This window comes from Motiliproteus sp. MSK22-1, from assembly GCF_001968815.1.
Classification (GTDB): domain Bacteria; phylum Pseudomonadota; class Gammaproteobacteria; order Pseudomonadales; family Balneatricaceae; genus Motiliproteus.
Genome location: NZ_MIEQ01000044.1, coordinates 589,424 through 609,981 on the forward strand (window position 1 = coordinate 589,424; position 20,558 = coordinate 609,981).

The following is a 20,558-nucleotide window of genomic DNA, read 5'->3' on the forward strand; positions in this document are numbered from 1 at the left end:
TAATGCCTGAACGGCATATCTGACTTTTTAACTTTCAACAGTCTTGCGTAGCGGCAACCACACTTTAAATCGGGCACCACTCCGGGAGGCTTTATTTTTCGTTTCAGCACTCAGATCAGAATAACCCGATGAAAGATTCTCAGCTTTGATACTGCCACCAAGATCACCCACAATGCCATAGGTTATCGATAAACCCAGCCCCAGCCCTTCCCCGATATCCTTAGTCGTGTAAAAGGGATCAAAAAGATGTCCAAGAACATCCTCATTCATCCCACAGCCACTGTCAGATACAGTAATCTGAGCCCTGTCATGATCCAGAGCCAGAGCTATTGCCAGCTTTTTCTCACTACTTTTTTCCATTGCATCGAGCGCATTCCGGATTAAATTGATAAGCACCTGCTCAATACGAGGCTGATCCCCGTTAACGACAACAGAATCCTGGATCTGTAAATCCAGTATTATCGACTCATGCTCAATCCGTTCCTGAAACATCGACAACACTTGCTCAATGACTTTATTCATAGCCACGGCACCAGGTTTTTCAGGTCGTTTACGTGCAAAGGTTTTCAACTGCGAAGTTATTAACGCCATACGTTGAGTCATTTCAGCCATTCTCGACAGATTTTCCTCGACAGCCTCAAACTGCTGTCGCTGAAGCAGTATACGACTACTTGATGCGCTGGTCCGAATAGCGGTCAGTGGCTGATTTAATTCATGGGCTATTGCAGCAGACATTGTCCCTAAGGCCGCAAGCTTGCTGCTTTGAATCAATTCGGCTTGAGCCTCTCTTAACTCTTCTGTACGTTCCAGCACTCGATGCTCCAGCTCTTCATTAGCCTTTTGCAAAGCCTGCTCTGCACGTTTTCTCAGGGTAATATCAACTAAAGTGACCAAATAGGCATCGGTATCATCCCAGGAGATCGGATTCACGGAAATCAACATAGGAAAATCACTTCCATCCAATCGTAGCGCCTTACCTTCCACTACATTGATCGGTTCCACTCTTGTGCCTTGAGCTAATCCATCGGAAAGCTGCCTGAGTTGTTGCGGACTGCTCTCAATATCAATCAGACTATCGATGCTCTGACCTAGCACTGACTGCTCCTTGCCACCAAACTGTGAAAGTGCCCTTGGGTTGATAAACAGAACCCGACCAAAAGCATCTACTGTTAAAAGCCCAACTTGCGAGTTACTTATTATTGTTCGTTGCTGGGCTTCGTTATGCAGCCTCAGCTCTTCAGTTTCACGTCTGGACAGATTACGCAACCAACGTTCCCGAAAAAACAACAACAACAAGCCAATAGCCAATCCGCCACCGAGGCAAAAAAGAGTCACGGCCTGACGTTGTCTCCAGACCGGTTTTAAATCAGAGAGAAAATGAACCTGCCATTTCAAGTCATCCAGAAATACCGACTGCACCATATGGTCATCCCCGTCCTCGCCCAGCAGCAAGCGAGCTTCAGTTCCATCCTGAAGTTCCTGATACCTCCAACGATAAGGTAACCCCTGTTCTGACTTCTCAGCTTTGCTCACCGATTCATCACTGGGCAAGCGCTGTTTACGCCAGCCCGGTAGGCTTGAAAGAAATATGACTCCCGCCTGATCGCTAACCAACAAGCGCTCCTGGGCTGCAGTCCATAGATCCTGCAACCCACGAAGGTCAATCATTACTACCGCCACCCCAATCATTTTTAAATCGGCGTAAATAGGAGCAGAAAGGTAATATCCGGGGATATCATTGGCGCCGGATAATTCCACGTAATAGCCTAATTCACCATTACGGGCCTTAAAAAAGAAAGGCTTATCACCATAATACCTGTTTAATTCATTTTGGTGCTCTCGCCAGTGACTACTGGCGACAACATGCCCGTCGTTCCCAAGAACAAACCAGCGGGCCGTGGAAGCAATCTGATTAGTTTGTTCCAGATAACGATTCACCTCCATTGGATTCGAGCCATCATGTTGTTGCAGCAACGCTCTCACATCATTATTTTGCGATAGCACGTAAGGCAGGTGACTCACGCGATTTAAGGTTTGACGAATACCGGTAATATAGCTGAGTAACCGATCCTCACCTAAAAGGTGCAATTGCTGGAAAGACCGGCTATGAAAGTAATCCCGGACCTGCCAAGTCAACAAAAGTGTCAGAACCAGCAATAGTCCGGCTATACTGAAACTGTTTAACTTTGCTACCTTGGCCACCAGCCGATTCATATGAAATTTCCGTGACTTAGATTCCTTTTTAGACTACACCAGATAGTATCTTCGCAACACAATAACCACCGTTAATTCCTGGACCTTTTACTGACCAGGCTAGATGGCTCACAGGTATTCAGGCATAGTAAACAGTCCGGTTAAACCCTTTGTTTATTCAGGTAACAGTATCCAGGCACTATGAGTTCTAGACATATTCATCAAGTAAGAAACATTTTCTGGCGAAGTACAGAGATGCCTTATGTTGAGTGTCGCTACGCGGCCAACAGCCATGCCTGTTATAAGAAGCACAGTCACCCCACTTTTTCACTCGGTGCGGTTGAATCAGGGCAAAGCCGTTTTTCATACTCCCAAGCCCATTGTAACCAAACAGAAACCATTGGCCCTGGTACAATAGTGCCGGTAATGCCCGACAGTATTCACGCATGCAATCCACTGGAAAACCAACAGTGGAGCTATCATATGTTCTACATTGATTCAGAATGGCTGGAAGACCTCCGAGGCCAGATCACTGATACCCGGCAGGGTAAAAAAATACGGCTTCAAGGACTCTCCCGGACGCTCTACCAACCGTCCCTGTATCGGCAAATAGTCCGCGTAAACCGCTTAATGTTATCCGATGATCCTGTCTTAGAGAAAGAGACTCGACTCATCAGCCTAATGGCTCAGCTGATGAACACACAAAACAATGAACCAGAGCGAGCACCGCCTTTAAATCATCCGGCAGTAAGCAGAGTCCAAGAATTTCTCGATACCCATGCCTGTGAAACAATCACCCTTGACCAATTAGCGCAGGAAGCCGAGATCAGCTCCTATCATCTTATTCGGTTATTCAAACATCATACAGGCTTCACCCCTCATGCATTTCAGATTGATCGCCGTATTAACCAATCTAAAAAACTGTTGAAGTGCTCGAACTCTATTGCAGATGTAGCGCTGAAAACGGGATTCAGCGACCAGGCCCATTTCCAACGTAGTTTTAAGCAATATACCGCTCTCACTCCGGCCCAGTATCAGCAGACATCTAAAAAAATATAGCGCTGAGTCTCTGGTCTATCACAGAGTATGCTACCGCACCGCAATTTTCTTCAATACATCACCCGTTCCACTCTTTAGATTAGTTATTTCAACAGAAGAGGAGGAACTTTAATGACCGAATTTCTACTGGTCGCCACGGCCCATTTCCTAGCGTTATTAAGCCCTGGTCCGGATTTTTTTCTAATCCTCCGAACAGCACTTAAACACGGCTTTGCAAGTGGAGTATCGGTCAGCTTTGGCATAGCTGTATCCAATGGGTTTTATATTATCCTGGCACTTGCCGGATTCAATCTGATGCAACAAAACTTACTACTGCTCTGGGCGCTGAAGATAGGAGGCGCGACCTATCTGATATATATCGGCTATCACTTTATTAAATCTTCAGGCCATGCCTTCAACGAGCAGAATGAACAAGCCCCAACACAGGAAATTATTTATCAAAAAGTCTTATTCAAAAATATGCTGATGGGGTTCAATTCAGGCTTGCTAAACCCCAAGAACGCACTTTTTTATCTGAGTCTTTTTTCACTGCTTGTCAGTCCAGAAACCTCCTCTTTACAACAAAGTTTTTACGGTGTCTGGATGTTCCTGGCTGTCTTTTTCTGGGATTGCCTGGTGGCTGCCTCAGTGGGCAATCCATTAAGTCAACGTTGGTTGTCGCGCATACTGGCACCACTGGAAAAATTAGCGGGAATGGCACTGGTCAGCATGGGCATTGGTTTGTTATGGGCTGGGAGCCGATAGTGACAAAATGTCTGATATCATCCAAAGCCGGACGCAGACTGTCCTCCGAACCGTGCCTGCAAGAGCCTATTGAAGATCAGGAGCCAGCAACAGAACCAGCCTGACACACTAATCAGTCGGCAACGGTTATTCGTCGCACCAATTTTTGAGCTAAAGGAGCTACCACCATTGCTGTTGGGATAGCAATGATACCGCCCAGTATAAATGATTCCATCCAGGCGACAAAAAAGGAGCCATTAAAACCGGACCTGAAAGCGGTAAATGCGAAAGACATTATGGCACTCATGGAGAGACCCATAATGGTTACAAACACCAGCTGAGCATATTTTTTACTAATCATTGTAACCTCTCCTTGTTAACTTTTTTTGAATGACAATCGAGTAATACCAGACCCTTCGCAGGATTGAGGGAGTCTAACACTAGACCTCCCTCCCCCTCTAGGCTTCTTTGTGCTTGCTCAGCCAAAAATCATTAACGCAGAGCCCTGTCACTCCGAAGACCAGAGGCCGTTAAGACTGGCAAGCAGATCCCTCAAGCAAACCAAGAGCCGACAGAATATTGTTAATGATCTACCACCGGTTTAGTTATTAAGCTTTATAGCAACCCTGACAACCTCAGCGCCAATACTCTGCACGCGGTCCGTTTGGGCACTGTCATTCAAATTTCCATCTTCATCGAAGGCTTTGTACGCCTCAGCGACAGCCACCTGACTCGGAAGAATATAGCTGCCCAACGCGGTAAAAATGTCACGGACATGATTAAGCCCTCTTAAACCACCCAGACCTCCAGGAGATGCACTCATAAGCCCGACAATTTTTCCACTGAACGCAGAAACTCCATCGGCATCAGGATCGGGTCTGGATATCCAATCGATGGCATTTTTTAACACACCGGAAATAGAACCGTTATACTCCGGGCTTGCTAATAAAATCCCCTGTGCATCACGGAATAGACGTTTAAGGTCTTTAACACCGGCAGGTGCTCCCTCTATCGCTTCAATCTCCTCAGAGAATAATGGAATCTCGTAGTCTGCAAGATCTATATTCACAATCTGAGCCCCTGACGCTTGAGCCCCTTGTCCAGCAATACGCACTAATGTGCGATTATATGACCCCTTTCGCAAACTACCCGCCAATACGATGACCTTTGGTGTCCGGTGATTGGTGTTTTCCATCGAATATCTCCTCAGTGTGACAGAATCTTTAACTTACGTTTGATGGTATCTAGTTTGTCACACACAAATTTGAACAAAAACAGAATATATGCAATCCTTATGTGCATGAGCGCACAGATAAAAGACTGGAACGATATTCGGGTCGCTTATGAGGTAGCGAAAAGAGGGACTCTCTCTGCCGCTGCAGAAGCCTTGAATGTCCATCACTCGACAGTTTTGAGGCGCATTAGCGCACTTGAAGAATCCCTCAACACGCGGCTGTTTCACCGCCATGCACGAGGTTACGTACCCACGGATGCGGGAAAAATGCTACTGGGAGTAGCAGAATATCTGGAAGATGATCTGGAACGGCTGTTTGGCCAACTACAGGGTATCGATCAACAACTTAGCGGGAATTTAGTACTAACAACCGTCAGCAGTTTTGTACCGCTGTTAGCTCCTCTATTGAGGGAATTCCAAGACCTCTATCCAAATATAACTTTGGATCTCTTGGTAGAACCGCGCCGACTGAAATTAGAACATGGCGAAGCTCATATTGGCATCAGGCCTGGCAGAGCCCCAGAAGAGCCTGATTATGTAGCTCAACGTATCTCGCCGTTGGCATCGTCATTATTTGCTTCCAAATCCTACGTAGAGCGCTACGGTTCACTGACAGATCTTAGCCAGATCAACAATCATCGCTTTGTTTCCGGCAGTCGTTCACTTCATCACTTACCCTTTCTTAACTGGATAAAAGAACAGGTTCCACCTGAACGAATTTTCTATCAGGCCAACGATGTCTGGGCGATGTATCAGGGCATAAGAGCAGGGCTTGGTATTGGTTTGATGAGTAACTGGGCAGCCTCACAGGATCAGGAAATAGTGATCCCACAACCATTAAATATTGAAGAACCCGGGACTGACCTGTGGGTGGTGACTCATCGAGATCTTCACAGAACTTCTCGGGTTCAGGCTTTTCTGGAGTTTTTCAAGGAAGCAATCAAAAAACAGCAGAGGTTACTTTTATCCTGGGATAAATAAGCATCGAAATAGCCAGAGTAGATGCTTACACCTGCCCGAAAGATATTCAGTCCAGCATGGTTACAAAAGGGGGCAACTCTAAAGACCCTATTGCATTCGATACCAGCTCCAACATTGCATTTGCGGCCGGCCCCAATGAGCGCCCCTTACGAGTGATAATACAGATATCCCGTTCAATAACCGGGCCTTCCAAAGGCGTAAAACACAGATGATCAAAGGCAGACGTACTTGCGGCCAGAGCAGGTAATACCGAAAGCCCCAACCCTTCTTCAATCAACGCAGCTAATGCTGTTGGATTACTGACTTCAAGTGGAGCAGTATCTTTTGAAAGACTCAACCCTTCTCTTTCCAGGAACAGTGACAGCTGCGCTCTGATTCCCGTATCGGAGGAAAGATAAATCAGCGAAGCCTGATCAAGCTCACGCCAGCTGATCGCTTCGCTCCTGTTGGGCAACGCGCGGACCAGGGAATGACCCGGAGTTGTCACAACGCCATAACGGTCCCTTAGCAAAGTCCGATAGTTTAAATCCCCATGGCTTGAATGATTACCAGCGATGCCAAAATCCACTTCATTTGCCAATATACGCTGCTCTATTGCCCCAGCACTATCATCTCTAAGAGAAATACCAATATTTGGAAACTGTTGTCGATAACTGTGCACCAGAGGGGGTAACAGCCGGGTTAATACCGATGGCGCGGCGGCAATATCTACCTGCCCCCGTTGCTGCCCCGCAACAGATTGAAGGTCCGCTATCGCGGTATCAAAATCAGAGATCAGACGTTCTGCCACCGGCAAAAAACGCTCTCCTTCTGAAGTCAGCAGTACTCGTCGCGTGGTCCGATCCAATAAAAGCAACCCCACTTGCTGTTCAAGCTGCTTAATGGTTGCGGTCAATGTAGATTGGGTCAGATGCAGATGATCGGAAGCTCTGGTAAAGCTGCCACACAGAGCGACTTCAACAAATGCTCGCAGGTGTCGAACAGAAACATTATTCATCATTATCTATTAATCTATCGTTTTTTATCATTTGAATGATAAATAGGTATTCTGCATTATAGCTTCAGATGCAGTAATTTATACCATTACTCATAAACCCAGAGTTTTAAAAACGAGGGTCTTGAACACAGAGGCGGATTAGCTTGTGCTTCTGACAAACCAAACCACGGGTTTTACCCAAATAACCTAAATCTACTGCTCGTTGAGAACAAACCATGATTCCACAGTTATCCGAGATTGAAACCACCCAGCAGATCTATCTGGACTTTATCCAGCAATTGAATGAGCAGGGCTTTCTTGGCGACCTGAACCAGGACTATGGCAATAGAATTGTACAGTCCACGGATAACAGCATTTATCAACTGTTACCGCAAGGCGTACTCTATCCAAAGACCATCGAAGATCTGCGTTTGATTGCTGAGCTCAGTAACAAACCCCGCTTTCATCAAATAGCGATGAGTGCTCGGGGTGGAGGCACTGGCACAAACGGTCAATCTCTGACAGATGGTCTTATTGTTGATGTATCCAAGTACATGAACTCGATTTTGGAAATCAATGAAGATGAACGCTGGGTACGAGTACAAGGCGGTGTTGTAAAGGATCAGCTAAACGCAGCATTAAAACCTTTTGGGCTGTTCTTCGCACCAGAATTATCCACCAGTAACAGAGCAACTATCGGCGGCATGATTAATACCGACGCCAGCGGGCAAGGCTCTGTACTGTACGGGAAAACTCGTGATCACGTATTAGAACTCACCAGCGTATTACTTGATGGAACCCTATGGAATTCAGCTCCTGTCAGTGATACAGACCTGGCTGAACTTCAGCAACGGAAAGACAGAGTTGGTGATATCCATCGACTGCTGGATCAGGTCTTCACCGATAATAAAGAACTCATTGACACAAAGTTTCCAAAACTTAACCGTTGCCTGACCGGATACGATCTTGCCCATATCCGTAATGAACAGGGTCTTTTCAACCTGAACTCCATTCTTTGCGGCGCTGAGGGGTCACTGGCGTATATCGCAGAGGCGAAACTCAATCTGTTACCTATTCCCAAATTTGCCGCCTTAGTCAACATCAAGTACGACAGCTTTGAAGCTTCATTGCGAGACGCTAAAGATCTGATGACCTGGCAGCCAACATCAATTGAAACCATCGATTCGAAAGTCCTTAATTTAGCCATGGAAGACATTGTCTGGGAGACGGTTCAAAACTACTTTCCCAGCAATGATAATGAACCCGGTATCCAGGGTATCAATCTCGTAGAATACACTGACGATAACGAAGACAATCTAAAAGCCCGTATAGAAGCGCTCTGTAACCATCTACAAGAGGTAGAGGGGAAAGCCGGTAAAAGCTTTGGCTATTCTGTGGTCTACGGCGCATCAGAAATTGCTAAGATTTGGGCCATGCGTAAAAAAGCAGTTGGGCTACTGGGCAACGCTAAAGGAGAAGAACGGCCGATTCCTTTTGTAGAAGACACTGCCGTACCGCCGGAAAATCTGGCTGATTTTATTATGGAGTTTCGAGGAGTGCTCGATCTTCATAACCTGTCCTATGGCATGTTCGGTCATGTGGATGCAGGTGTTCTCCATGTGCGACCCGCAATCGATATGAAAGATGAGTTGCAGGAGCCGTTGATTCGAGACATCACTGACCAGGTCGCAAAACTCACACAAAAATACAAAGGTCTGCTCTGGGGAGAACATGGAAAAGGCATTCGCTCTGAGTATGCACCGGAGTTCTTCGGTGAACTGTATCCTCAGCTGCAGCGAATCAAAGGGGTATTTGATCCCCGGAACCAACTAAACCCGGGAAAGATTGCAACGCCTGTTTTAGCAGATGGCTCAGCAGCGTTACTGACAATTGATGGCGTCCCTACCCGAGGCCAAAATGACCGCCAAATCAGTAGTCATGTGCGTGATGAATACGATACCGCCATGTTCTGCAACGGTAATGGAGCCTGTTTTAACTACGACCCTAAAGATGCCATGTGCCCCAGCTGGAAAGGTACTCGCCAGCGTATTCATTCCCCTAAAGGGCGCTCTTCATTGATTCGTGAATGGCTACGGCTAATGTCTCAACAGGGAATTGATTTAGTCAGCGAAAGCAACAAAGTCAAACAACAATCCTTTATTCGCAGCTTTCCCGAACGCCTGAAGAATACGCTGGCTAAAGCTGATTCCTCCGGATATGATTTCTCCAATGAAGTACATGAATCGATGATGGGATGTCTGGCCTGTAAATCCTGTGTTGGCCAATGTCCTATTAAAGTAAATGTACCGGACTTTCGCGCCCGCTTTTTAGAAGTATATTATGGTCGCTATCTGAGGCCTGCTAAAGACTACCTGGTCGGTAGTCTGGAATACCTGATACCTTGGATATCCAAATTCCCCGCTCCATACAACTGGGCAATGAGTAACAAAACCACTGTTGCTTTCTTGACGCGCTATGTCGGTATGGTTGACAGCCCTTCTGTTTGCAGCCACTCGTTACTAAGCGGTCTGAACAGTCGAAAAGTAGAACTGGCAACCCCTGAATGGGTCGGTCAACTAACCGCTGAGCAGCGAAAACGATCAGTGATCATTGTCCAGGATGCGTTTACCAGCTACTTTGAAAACCAGCTTGTTTTGGATCTGGTTGACCTGCTGACAGAGCTGGGGTTTCACGTACTAGTCGCTCCTTACCTGCCGAATGGTAAGCCCTTGCATGTCCACGGCTTTTTAAAAGCCTTTGAAAAGGCCGCTATACGTAACAGTGATATGCTACGACAATTGGGACAATGCAATGTCCCCATGATAGGAATTGACCCATCAATGACTCTCACCTATCGACAGGAATATGGCTATGTTATTCCAGAGAAGGATTTGCCTAAGGTGGAGTTGATTCAGGAGTGGCTAGTCACTCAAATGGAACGTTTAGAGTCTCTCGACCTAAGCCTCAGCGAAAACACCTACAAGCTGCTCGCCCACTGTACTGAAAAGACTTCCGCAGCTCCGAGTATCAGGAACTGGCAACAGATCTATCAGGCGCTGGGACAAAAGCTGGAAATCATTTCAGTCGGCTGTTGCGGTATGTCAGGAACCTATGGTCACGAAAGTGCAAACTTAGAAACCTCTCATAATATATATCAACTTAGCTGGGCTGAAGCAGTTAACAGCGAACAGAATAAAGGTCAGCTGGTCGCTACCGGATATTCTTGTCGAAGTCAGGTCAAACGCATAGACAAGAAGGATATCCCTCATCCGGTTCAGGCCTTACTGCAAATTATAAGAAGTTCCTCAGCCGTAGCGTCAAACAAGTAACCTATCAACATCCCTACTGATAAAGATCCCGGAAGGTGGCCTAGAGACCACCTTCTGTCAACTTACCAGGATCTAACAACTGTCGAAGTTCTTCTAGGGACAAATCCGTTTGTTCTGCCGCGACATCCACGATAGGACGACCCTGCTGGTAGGCAAGCTTAGCTATTTCAGCTGCTTTTTTATAACCAATAATGGGGTTTAGAGCCGTGGCAAGTATCGGATTTCGAGCTAAAGCCTCCTGCAGTTTCGCCTCATTCACCTTAAAACCGGCCACTGCTTTGTCCGCCAGTAAACGGCAGGAGTTGGTCAATAACTGTAAACTTTCAAGCAAACACTGAGCAACCAAAGGAAGCATTACATTCAGCTCAAAGTTACCTGACTGTCCGGCAATGGTAATTGAGCCATCGTTACCAATAACTCGAGCTGCCACCATGGCCACCGCTTCTGGAATAACCGGATTTACCTTGCCGGGCATAATTGAAGACCCTGGCTGCAGTGCCTCCAATTCAATCTCACCCAGTCCTGCCAATGGGCCGGAGTTCATCCAGCGCAGATCATTAGAAATTTTCATTAGTGAGACAGCGAGCGTTTTTAGCTGCCCTGATAAAGCCACAGCAACATCTTGAGTCCCTATACGGGAAAACAGATTACTGGCAGGCGAAAAATTAAGGCCTGTCAGTTGACTGATTTCCTCAGAGAATTGCTTAGAAAAATCCGGATGCGCATTAATTCCAGTGCCTACAGCCGTTCCCCCTTGAGCAAGGCTCTGGAGGCTTTGTTGCTGCGATTGCAAGTTAACAAAATTTTGTTCAATTTGCGCTGCCCAGGATTCCAGGCTCTGACTTAAACGAACAGGCATGGCATCCATCAAGTGAGTGCGCCCTGTTTTGACATGCTTCTCCACAGAATGCGCTTTGTCTCTAATGGTTTTGGACAAATAGGCTAAAGCAGGAAGCAGCTCTCTTTCCAGTGCCAACGCCGCACTGATATGAATAACGGACGGGATCACATCATTACTGCTTTGACCATAGTTTACATGATCATTGGCTCCCACAGCCTGACCCAGTTTTTGACTCGCTAAATGGGCCAAAACCTCATTAGCATTCATGTTCGTACTGGTACCTGAGCCCGTCTGATATACATCAACGGGAAAGTGATTCATCAGATTGTCACTATTAAGTAAATGTTCTGCGGCGCCTGAAATCGATTCAGCCATTTCCGGTGAAATCAGTTCCAATTTGGCATTTGCCTTTGCAGCAGCAATTTTGACTGACAACAGTGCCCGAATAAAAGCTTCCGGCATCTGTTGCCCGCTAATGGGAAAATTGTTAACAGCCCTTTGGGTCTGGGCTCCGTAGAACGCATTTGCGGGGACAGCTAACTCCCCCATACTGTCACTTTCGTAGCGACTATCGGTCATGACAACACCATCAGTTGTGGAGATTGATATATATTTTGCATTATAGCCCTGTTGTTCCAGTTTTATGGTCCGTTCAAAGGGCAGTGTCAGCTTTATCCCGGACAAATGACAGAATGCATGGGTGCAATTTGACCTGGCATTGACTCAACCCCCTGTCTAGATAGCTGTTTATAATGTTTGCAGAGCAGCCATAGGATTTTATTTCGCTATAACTGGTCTGCACAGATTGAAAAAAACTGGACCTTTCTAGCAGACCATTGTAATGACAAACTGACCCTCAATAACCCCATTTAACAGCTAACAATGGATTTACAGCATGGCACAGGTCCACGTCCAGCTAATTACCGAAGACGACTTTTTAGCCTGGAGTAAGTTATATCAGGGCTATGCAGCGTTCTACAATGTCCCGATGAATGATGAAATACTGACCACTGTCTGGTCCTGGATTCATGATACTTCCCAGACTTTTTACGGTCTCATTGCTAAAGATGAGCAGGGTAACGCTTTAGGAATCATGCATTTCAGAGCAATGCACTCACCACTGCGGGGCAGGATGGTGGGTTTTTTGGATGATCTGTTTATTGCTCCTGATGCCCGTGGAAAACCACCTGCGAAAGGATCCAATGTCGTTAAGGCTCTTTTCGACGAACTTAAGATTCAAGGTGAAGCCAAAGGCTGGCCCTTGATGCGCTGGATTACCGCAGACAACAATTACCGGGCAAGAGCTGTTTATGACAGACTCTCGACTCGCACCGGTTGGATTACTTATCAGATGGATCTTCTGCAGAACGGAAACCAGTCATGAACGATTACAATCGCCCGATAGCCTTACCCCTGGGTCACAGCATTGCAGCACCTGAAAGCCTGATAGCTCCAAAAACAGGCGTTCTCGACGGGCAATACGTTCAACTATCTCCCGTTGCTGCGGAAAAGGATGCATTTGAACTTTATGCCAGGAGCCATGGCAGCAGAGAAAAGGAGCAGGTTTGGACATACCTGCCTAGCGGCCCTTATTCCAGCCCTGAAGTCATGCTTGATAGCTATCTTCAAAACTGTGAATCATCAAAGGACATTGTTTTTTTCACGGTAAAAAACAAAGCAACCGATCATAAAGTAGGAATTGTCAGCTACCTGAACATCGTCCCAGCCAATCTGACACTTGAGTTAGGGAATATCTGGTATTCACCGGAAGCCCAGCGTACAGCCGTTAATACAGAAACCATCTTTCTGATGCTCTGCCACGCGTTTGATGACCTGGGTTATCGTCGAGTGGAATGGAAATGCAATGCACTAAACGAAAAATCAAGAGCAGCAGCACAAAGACTGGGGTTTAGCTTTGAAGGAATTTTTTATCAGCACATGATTATTAAGGGACGAAACAGGGACACCGCATGGTTTGCCATGCTGGACAGTGATTGGTCACAAGTAAAACAGAATATTCAGGAGTTTCTATACCAGAATTCAGCCATCTCACTACGGGAAGCCAATCAATCAGTGCTGCGCAAGATAGATCAGGGCGAAGCTATGAGGCCGTCTTAAACAAGCATCAGTGGCAACAGGTGTTTCAGCATCTCTACTATGGTTGCAAGCAGATCAGTCAGAAATAACGCCAGGTAACGCTGTTTACCGTCGTTAATTTACAAAAACTTATACAGATACCAATAATGAACTTATATATACCCAAACATTTCTCCAGTAACGATAAGGTTGCTATTGAGGAAGTCATCAATAAAAACCCCTTTGCAACGCTAATTTCCACACCCGAGGGACAGGAAGCAATTGTTACCCATCTCCAGATAAATCGCCTGAAAGATGGCAAATTCTATGGTCATTTTGCTCGGGCTAACTCTCATTCCAATGTTAGCGGCCCTGCCAAGATTATTTTTTCTGGACCTCACGCTTACATATCACCTAACTGGTTTATTTCTGAACACAACGTCCCCACCTGGAATTACGGGGTAGTCCACCTGACGGGAAACATAGACTTTATTGATGATCCTGATCGAACATGGGAAATACTGAACGAGCTAGTCAGTATTTATGAAGGGCCACAGGGATGGGAGCTCCCTAAAGAAGAGTTTTATCACAAGATGACCAAAGCACTGAGAGTTTTTGAATTTCAGGTGACTCATATCGATGCCAAATTTAAATACAGCCAAAATAAAAAACAGTCGGATCGGCAATCAATTGCCAATAAACTTCGTGAGCAAGGTGAAGATCAGGTTGCAGATATGATGGATAAGTTCACATCATAGCCGGTCCAGCTAACTTAAACTATAAACAGGGGAGCACTAAAGCCCGAGGTTTATCAATAACTTACTTTATGATCTAATCATCAGTTTAACACTTCAATAAGCTTGACCTCGTCTTGTCATTAGGGTAGGTATATCACCTTACTCTAAATAACAACAAGAATGGGGATTCTATGCTAAACGTCAAAAAACTTGCCCTCACCTCAGCAGTAGCGCTAGGGCTTGCTTCCACCCAGGTCAGTGCAGCCACTGAATGGAACGTATCACTTTGGGGAAAACCCCGCGCTTTTACCGCTCATGTTGAAAAGCTGGCTGAACTGGTAAAAAGTAAATCCAAGGGAGAGTTTACCCTTAATCTGTCTTATGGCGGACTTTCAAAAAACAAAGAGAATCTTGACGGAATATCCATCGGAGCTTTTGAAATGGCTCAGTTTTGTGCCGGTTATCACCGGGATAAAAACCCTACGATTACCGTTATGGAACTCCCCTTCCTGGGGGTAAGCTCCCTGGAAGAGGAAACTGAAATATCCCAGGCTCTTTACAAGCACCCCGCTGTTACCAAAGACCTGGCTCGATGGAATGCCACCTTACTCATGCCATCTCCGATGCCACAGTACAACATCGTCGGCGTAGGTGATGCCCCAAAGACTGTCTCTGATTTTGAGGGTATGCGAGTCCGCGCAACCGGCGGCATTGGTAAAGCGATGGCAGGCGTGAAAGCGGTACCTACTTCCATGTCAGCAACCGAAGTACGCACCGCACTGGATTCAGGAGTCGTCTCTGCTGTTGCTTTCGCCCCCCACGCACATATGGCCTTTGGTACACTTGAATCCGCTAAGTGGTGGACTACTAACCTTAACCCAGGCACCGTCAACTGCCCTGTTGTGGTAAACACAGACGCGTTGAATGACCTCAGCGCAGCCAATAAAGAAATACTCTTAGGCTCAGTTGACGAGGCACTCAACCATTACATAGCTAATTACAATGGCAAGACAATGGACGCCTGGGGGCCTAAGCTGGATGAAAAAGGTATTCAGCGAATTACCTATTCAGATGCAGAACTGGCAGAATTTAAAAAACTTGTGGCGGGTCCTGTCCGAGAAAGCTGGATCAAAGATATGACAGCTAAAGGAATACCGGCGCAGGAACTTTATAATCTGGTTGCTGGAATGATCAGCAAATAGATAGCGATCAGCTCATTGAGCCTGTCACCCGGCAGGCTCTAATTCCTCTTCTGCAATAATCATTCAGGAAGATATTATGGCTGGTTCATCTGCTGTTTTAGAAGACGACTCCACTCTAAGCCGTTTGGACAGGTTATTTTTTAGGTTGGAATCCTTCCTCGCGCTACTCGGTGGCATCACCATATTCTTACTGGTGCTGCTTGCCGTTGTAAACGTACTGGGACGCTGGCTGTTTAATCTTCCCGTGTCCGGCTACATCGACTGGGTGGAACAGGCCATGGCTGTGTTCGCATTTTTTGGTATTGCCTATTGCCAGCGCCTTGGTGGCCATATCCGTATGGATATTGTTATAGGCAGTCTTAAAGGACGTGCACTATGGATAAGTGAATTTACCTCCACCTTGATTATGCTTTTGCTTACCTCGGTATTGGTATATGGCTCCTACCTTCATTTTCTTCGTGCCTTTAACAATGGCGATAGTTCAATTGATATAGGTTTACCCGTCTGGCCGGCAAAGCTGGTAGTCCCCATTGCCCTGCTAATTTTGGCAATTCGGTTGATATTACAGCTCTGGGGATATATACGCGCTATTAAGAACAATGCTGCTAAACCGATCGCTGTACCATTAATTGAAGACGCTGCCACTCAAGCTGCCAATGAAGCGAAGAGCGTTTCTGGTTTCGATGAGGACCAGAACTCATGAGTGGCATTACAGACTGGCTGCACTCCCTTACCTCTATCGATATCGGTATCATCATTTCCAGTGCCATGTTATTCATGGTTATCCTCGGAGTCAGAGTCGCATTTGCTGCCGCCACAGCAGGTTTTTTAGGTTTACTCTGGATCTTTACCGCCAAACTCGGCTTTGAGAAAGGCTTCGCCGTCGCGGTAAAAATGGCCGGGACTATTCCCCATTCGAAAGTTACGACTCTGTCCCTGTCCTTGATTCCTACTTTTATACTGATTGGTTACCTGGCTTATTACGCGGGATTAACTAAGGCGCTTTTCACTGCCGCTAAACGTTGGGTCGGCTGGTTACCCGGAGGTTTAGGCGTTGCGACGGTATTTTCAACCGCTGGGTTTGCCGCTGTCTCAGGTGCATCTGTAGCCACTTCTGCGGTCTTTGCTCGCATTGCCATTCCTGAAATGCTGAAGCTGGGCTACGACAAACGTTTCGCCGCAGGAGTCGTTGCCGCAGGAGGTACTCTTGCCTCTCTTATTCCTCCATCTGCCATACTGGTTATCTATGCCATTATCGTTGAGCAGGATGTAGGAGCCCTGCTGATGGCCGGCTTTTTACCCGGCGCCGTATCGGCTGTCATCTATGCAGGTCTGGTTATCTTGCTGGCCAAATGGCGCAAGAACTTAGGTCCCCCGGTAACCGGATTCAGCTGGAAAGAGCGTTTTGAGACCATTCCTGGTGCGTTCCCGATCTTCTTTGTGGTGGGAATCATAATCGTTTGTATCTATGGTGGCGTTGGCACACCAACCGAAGCCGGTGCACTCGGCGCTTTTGTTGTGCTATTGATGGCACTATACCAGGGAATGAAGTGGCGTGATCTACGAGAAGCCTTGATAGAATCCGCGAAGCTCACAGTAATGATCTTTACTATTATCTGGGGAGTTTTACTCTATGTGCGCTTTCTGGGTTTTGCTGATCTTCCCACCGCCTTTTCAGACTGGATCAGTAGCCTGGAACAAAATCCGATGATCACCCTGATCTGTATACTCCTGGCCTATGCCGTACTGGGCATGTTTATGGATGCTATTGGTATGCTGTTGCTGACCTTACCGGTAGTGTATCCCGCCGTCATCGCCCTGAATGGGGGAGAAGCCGTTTCTGCTGCGGATTCTGCTTTTGGAGTTTCAGGTACCGGTTGTGCCATCTGGTTCGGTATCATCGTCGTCAAAATGTGTGAACTATGTCTGATCACGCCCCCGATAGGGCTTAATTGCTTTGTCGTTGCCGGAGTGCGTAAGGACATTACCGTTCAGGATGTGTTCCATGGAGCAGCTCCCTTCTTTGTAGCCGATGCTGCCACCATAGCCGTGCTGGTTGCTTTTCCGAGTATAGTGCTCTGGCTGCCTTCGCTAATGGGATAATAACGACCAGATCAACCCGATACATCTGAGATGAACTGACTATCAATATACGTATATACACCCGTTTTTTACGTGCATTGATAGTCTTAAGGACTTATTCAAAGGTTCCCTGATAAAGTACTAAATCAGATCCTCCTCTAAAGTGAACAGACGCTGCGGTTTTGATATCCCCCGCAGTTTGTGCTCACCCAGATCATTTAATTGAACCCGACAACCGTCAGCAAAAGCCTTGGATATCAGCACTGGACATTTAAGCACCTTAGTCATAGTTTCAATACGTGCCGCTTCATTTGCAGCGGGACCAATCACGGTAAACTCCAGTCTATCTTCAGTTCCGATATTGCCGTAGGTGACATCGCCAAGATGAAGACCAATACCAAAATCTATTTCTTTCCAACCATTTTCGGGGGACTGAAGGTTGTTGACTCGGATTCTATTTCGGGCATCACGAACAGCCATAATTGCCGCATCACAGGCCTGCTCATAATTCACAAATGTGTTTCGACCATCGCTTTGCCCATAGTCGATCGGGAAAATAGCCAGCACAGCATCGCCCACAAAACGTAATACTTCGCCACCGTTATCAGCAACCGAACCGGCAATACAGTCAAAGAAACGATTAAGGTGATCCAGGAACTCTTTTCTGGAAATCTCCTGGGCTAAAACCGTTGATTGACGTAGATCACTGAACCAGATTACAGCGTGGATATCTTCTCCATCTCCACGTTTTATCTGCCCATTAAGTACTCGCTCACCCGTATGCTTCCCAATAAATGTTTGCAGTAACGAGGTAGCTGTATGCTGCTTAGCATGAACTTCAAATAAACGGCCAAGTAATGGAATAATCTCGTGTATCTGCGCCAAAATCTCCAGAGAAAAACCTTCTGGATGATCTGTAGCAAATGTAATTACGTTAATCTGACCATCAGAGAAAGACATAGGTAGAGCTACGTAATCGGTCCCCCCTTCGTCACGAAGATCTTCGATGATAGGAAAGTCTTTACCCGCAGGAATATCTTTGATTTTGCGCCTAACCCCACCACTACCTTCCAGTACCGGTATTAAAGGACTGTGCTGAAATGCATTACTGGACAGTGTTTCGTGGGTAGCACCAAACTCTTCCAATTCTCCAACTGATCGTTTCCAACGATAGGCTCTCGCAGCAAGCAATGGGTGCAGCGTAGGAATGACCACATTTAAAAGTAGTAACTGTGCTCCCTGTTCATTCAGCTGTTGCACTAAGCGCATAACCAATTCACTAGAGGTGGCCGCATCCCAGGCTTCCCAAAGCAACCAATTGATTAAGGGGTTAGTATGCCCCGTTGTTTGATGCAGGCTATGAGTAAATGCCTGCTGCTCATCTTCATACCAACTCTCCATTCGGTCCCGATAAAATGCCAAATAATCCTTAACAGGGGCAGCTTCTGGATAAGGATTCAGGTAAGACCAAACAACATTCTGTTCAATCTGCCCACCAACAACCAAATTCCAATAAGAAGCATTTCCCTTAAACGGGCAATGAGTCATATGATCGGTGGCTATCAACAGATCCATTCGTACATCTTTCTTGGGAAAATAGTATACCGGCTGGTAACGGGGCTCCTTCAGCACAATGACATCATGGCTGTCTGCAATGGTTACCCCGGCAAAAGTTGTACGAATTTGTCTATTTGCAGGAGAGAATTGTAACTCGTAGTCTGGACGAGCTGAGACCTGTGTCGAGTTGGAATCTATAGTCAAAGCCATCGCTATGGATCTCCTGTGCGCTGGATGGACAGGTGTAAAAATGAAGAGCGCACTAAGTTAGAATAGTTACTGATTTGTCCTGAAGATACTTGGTTAGTAGCTTTAACATAGCCCCTGATCAGCTATCTAACTAGAAGTTCGGTAGAAAAAGAACTGGATACCTCCCGGTCATAAGACTCAGGAGGTATTAAAATTTAGGCCTATTTTACTCCTTCAAAAACGGGCGATTCCGACTTTTCAGGAGTTTCATCATCCAGCACGTTTTGATCCATTGTCTCGGATGGACAGGCACAGCGTGGTTTCCCAACAACTTTAGCGGGTACCCCGACTACCGTTGTATGCGCAGGCACAGGACTCAGAACAACACTACCCGCACCTATTTTGGCCCCCTCCCCTACTTCAATGTTTCCCAGCACCGTCGCTCCGGCACCGATCAAAACACCGGTACGGATTTTTGGATGCCTGTCCCCGGTTTCGCTCCCCGTACCACCCAGCGTCACGGACTGCAAAATAGAAACATTATCTTCAATCACCGCCGTTTCACCAATAACTATGCCCGTGGCATGATCAAACATCACCCCTTTCCCTATTGAGCAGGCAGGGTGAATATCCACACCAAATACTTCCGCATTACGACTCTGAAGATACAGAGCCAATGGCTTACGGCCATTCTTCCAAAGGTAGTGCGCGATTCGGTGAGTTTGGATAGCCTGATAACCCTTGAAATATTGAATCACAGACAATAGTGACTCAACAGCAGGATCCCGGTTATAAACTGAAATAACATCAATGGCTGCAAAACTGGTTATTTCAGGATTAACAGAGTATGCCGTTTCAAAAAGAGTCTTTAGCTCAGACTGACTTATCCCGTCATCGTTTAGTTTACGAGACAATATCGAGCCAAGGCATTCGCCAAAATTACCATGGTTTAATACATCCGTATCCATAATACGAGATAAAAAGGGCTCGTCTTTGGCCAATTGCTCGGCCTCGCCTCTAATTTTTGTCCAGGCTTGTAGCGTATGCATCTGTAAATCCTCTGTAAAAACAGTACCGGGCTCTCGTCACACCGTTCTTCATCCGACAATAACACGAGATCTTCCAGCAACCCGGATATGGTACAGAATCTAAAGAGACTTAAAATGACTAATTGGTATATTTTACCCCTCATCTACAAAGAAATACTGTTTTACATACCCCAGCCATAAAAAAGCCCCGTCCGTCAGGACGAGGCTTTCTCGGTTAGGCGCTTGGCGATGGAAGTCCTACAGGCGTACAGGCTGTAGTCGCAAAATCGGGCCAGAGCATGCTCTGGACATTTCCGTTTTTGCCCTACTCTCACGTAGCTCATCGCCACT

At 46.4% G+C, this 20,558-nt stretch carries 17 protein-coding genes; 10 read left to right on the forward strand and 7 right to left on the reverse strand.

Features of this window, described 5'->3' with window-relative positions; all coding sequences use genetic code 11:
• Window positions 1-27: 27 nt before the first annotated feature.
• Window positions 28-2,214 carry an ATP-binding protein gene (locus BGP75_RS13275; protein ID WP_076719200.1) on the reverse strand — a complete coding sequence of 729 codons (2,187 nt, stop codon included), beginning with the start codon at window positions 2,212-2,214 and terminating at the stop codon, window positions 28-30.
• Window positions 2,215-2,394: 180 nt separating this feature from the next.
• On the opposite strand from BGP75_RS13275, the gene BGP75_RS13280 reads away from it, so the two are divergent.
• Window positions 2,395-3,252 carry an AraC family transcriptional regulator gene (locus tag BGP75_RS13280; protein WP_076719203.1) on the forward strand — a complete coding sequence of 286 codons (858 nt, stop codon included), beginning with the start codon at window positions 2,395-2,397 and terminating at the stop codon, window positions 3,250-3,252.
• Between the two features lie 111 nt (window positions 3,253-3,363).
• Complete coding sequence (locus tag BGP75_RS13285) at window positions 3,364-3,996, forward strand: LysE family translocator (protein ID WP_076719206.1); 633 nt, start codon at window positions 3,364-3,366, stop codon at window positions 3,994-3,996.
• A 112-nt stretch (window positions 3,997-4,108) separates the two neighbouring features.
• Here the strand turns inward: BGP75_RS13285 and BGP75_RS13290 are convergent, their stop codons facing one another.
• Window positions 4,109-4,336: a DUF2798 domain-containing protein gene (locus tag BGP75_RS13290; protein WP_076719209.1), complete on the reverse strand. Its 228-nt coding sequence runs from the start codon at window positions 4,334-4,336 to the stop codon at window positions 4,109-4,111.
• A 240-nt stretch (window positions 4,337-4,576) separates the two neighbouring features.
• The gene (locus BGP75_RS13295) at window positions 4,577-5,170 is read right to left on the reverse strand and encodes an NADPH-dependent FMN reductase (RefSeq protein WP_076719211.1); all 594 of its coding nucleotides are present in this window, start codon (window positions 5,168-5,170) and stop codon (window positions 4,577-4,579) included.
• A 105-nt stretch (window positions 5,171-5,275) separates the two neighbouring features.
• Between BGP75_RS13295 and BGP75_RS13300 the strand changes: the two genes are divergently transcribed.
• On the forward strand, window positions 5,276-6,190 hold the full coding sequence (locus BGP75_RS13300) for a LysR family transcriptional regulator (RefSeq protein ID WP_076719214.1): 915 nt from the start codon (window positions 5,276-5,278) through the stop codon (window positions 6,188-6,190).
• Window positions 6,191-6,236: 46 nt separating this feature from the next.
• Here BGP75_RS13300 and BGP75_RS13305 read toward each other — a convergent pair whose 3' ends face one another.
• On the reverse strand, window positions 6,237-7,190 hold the full coding sequence (locus BGP75_RS13305; RefSeq protein ID WP_076719217.1) for a LysR family transcriptional regulator: 954 nt from the start codon (window positions 7,188-7,190) through the stop codon (window positions 6,237-6,239).
• 212 nt (window positions 7,191-7,402) lie between these two features.
• Here BGP75_RS13305 and BGP75_RS13310 point away from each other — a divergent pair, with 212 nt between their 5' ends.
• Window positions 7,403-10,495, forward strand: a complete 3,093-nt coding sequence (locus tag BGP75_RS13310; RefSeq protein ID WP_076719220.1) for an FAD-binding and (Fe-S)-binding domain-containing protein — start codon at window positions 7,403-7,405, stop codon at window positions 10,493-10,495.
• 40 nt (window positions 10,496-10,535) lie between these two features.
• On the opposite strand, the gene BGP75_RS13315 is transcribed toward BGP75_RS13310, so the two are convergent.
• Window positions 10,536-11,915 (reverse strand): lyase family protein, encoded by a 1,380-nt coding sequence (locus tag BGP75_RS13315; RefSeq protein ID WP_076719335.1) that lies wholly within the window; start codon window positions 11,913-11,915, stop codon window positions 10,536-10,538.
• 316 nt (window positions 11,916-12,231) lie between these two features.
• Here BGP75_RS13315 and BGP75_RS13320 point away from each other — a divergent pair, with 316 nt between their 5' ends.
• From BGP75_RS13320 to BGP75_RS13345, 6 genes are all read left to right on the forward strand, one after another.
• On the forward strand, window positions 12,232-12,720 hold the full coding sequence (locus BGP75_RS13320; RefSeq protein ID WP_076719223.1) for a GNAT family N-acetyltransferase: 489 nt from the start codon (window positions 12,232-12,234) through the stop codon (window positions 12,718-12,720).
• On the forward strand, window positions 12,717-13,454 hold the full coding sequence (locus BGP75_RS13325) for a GNAT family N-acetyltransferase (RefSeq protein ID WP_083704799.1): 738 nt from the start codon (window positions 12,717-12,719) through the stop codon (window positions 13,452-13,454). Before BGP75_RS13320 ends, BGP75_RS13325 begins: the two co-directional genes overlap by 4 nt.
• Before the next feature lie 125 nt (window positions 13,455-13,579).
• The gene (locus tag BGP75_RS13330) at window positions 13,580-14,170 is read left to right on the forward strand and encodes an FMN-binding negative transcriptional regulator (RefSeq protein WP_076719226.1); all 591 of its coding nucleotides are present in this window, start codon (window positions 13,580-13,582) and stop codon (window positions 14,168-14,170) included.
• Window positions 14,171-14,340: 170 nt separating this feature from the next.
• On the forward strand, window positions 14,341-15,351 hold the full coding sequence (gene dctP / locus BGP75_RS13335; RefSeq protein ID WP_076719229.1) for a TRAP transporter substrate-binding protein DctP: 1,011 nt from the start codon (window positions 14,341-14,343) through the stop codon (window positions 15,349-15,351).
• A 76-nt stretch (window positions 15,352-15,427) separates the two neighbouring features.
• Window positions 15,428-16,054, forward strand: coding sequence for a TRAP transporter small permease subunit (locus tag BGP75_RS13340; RefSeq protein WP_076719232.1), 627 nt, complete (start codon window positions 15,428-15,430; stop codon window positions 16,052-16,054).
• Window positions 16,051-17,454 (forward strand): TRAP transporter large permease, encoded by a 1,404-nt coding sequence (locus BGP75_RS13345; protein ID WP_076719234.1) that lies wholly within the window; start codon window positions 16,051-16,053, stop codon window positions 17,452-17,454. Before BGP75_RS13340 ends, BGP75_RS13345 begins: the two co-directional genes overlap by 4 nt.
• 120 nt (window positions 17,455-17,574) lie before the next feature.
• On the opposite strand, the gene BGP75_RS13350 is transcribed toward BGP75_RS13345, so the two are convergent.
• Both BGP75_RS13350 and cysE read right to left on the reverse strand, forming a co-directional pair.
• Entirely contained in the window at window positions 17,575-19,200 is a 1,626-nt protein-coding gene (locus tag BGP75_RS13350; RefSeq protein ID WP_076719237.1) for a DUF427 domain-containing protein, read from the reverse strand.
• A gap of 200 nt (window positions 19,201-19,400) precedes the next feature.
• Window positions 19,401-20,228 carry a serine O-acetyltransferase gene (gene cysE / locus BGP75_RS13355; protein WP_076719240.1) on the reverse strand — a complete coding sequence of 276 codons (828 nt, stop codon included), beginning with the start codon at window positions 20,226-20,228 and terminating at the stop codon, window positions 19,401-19,403.
• Window positions 20,229-20,558: the final 330 nt, after the last annotated feature.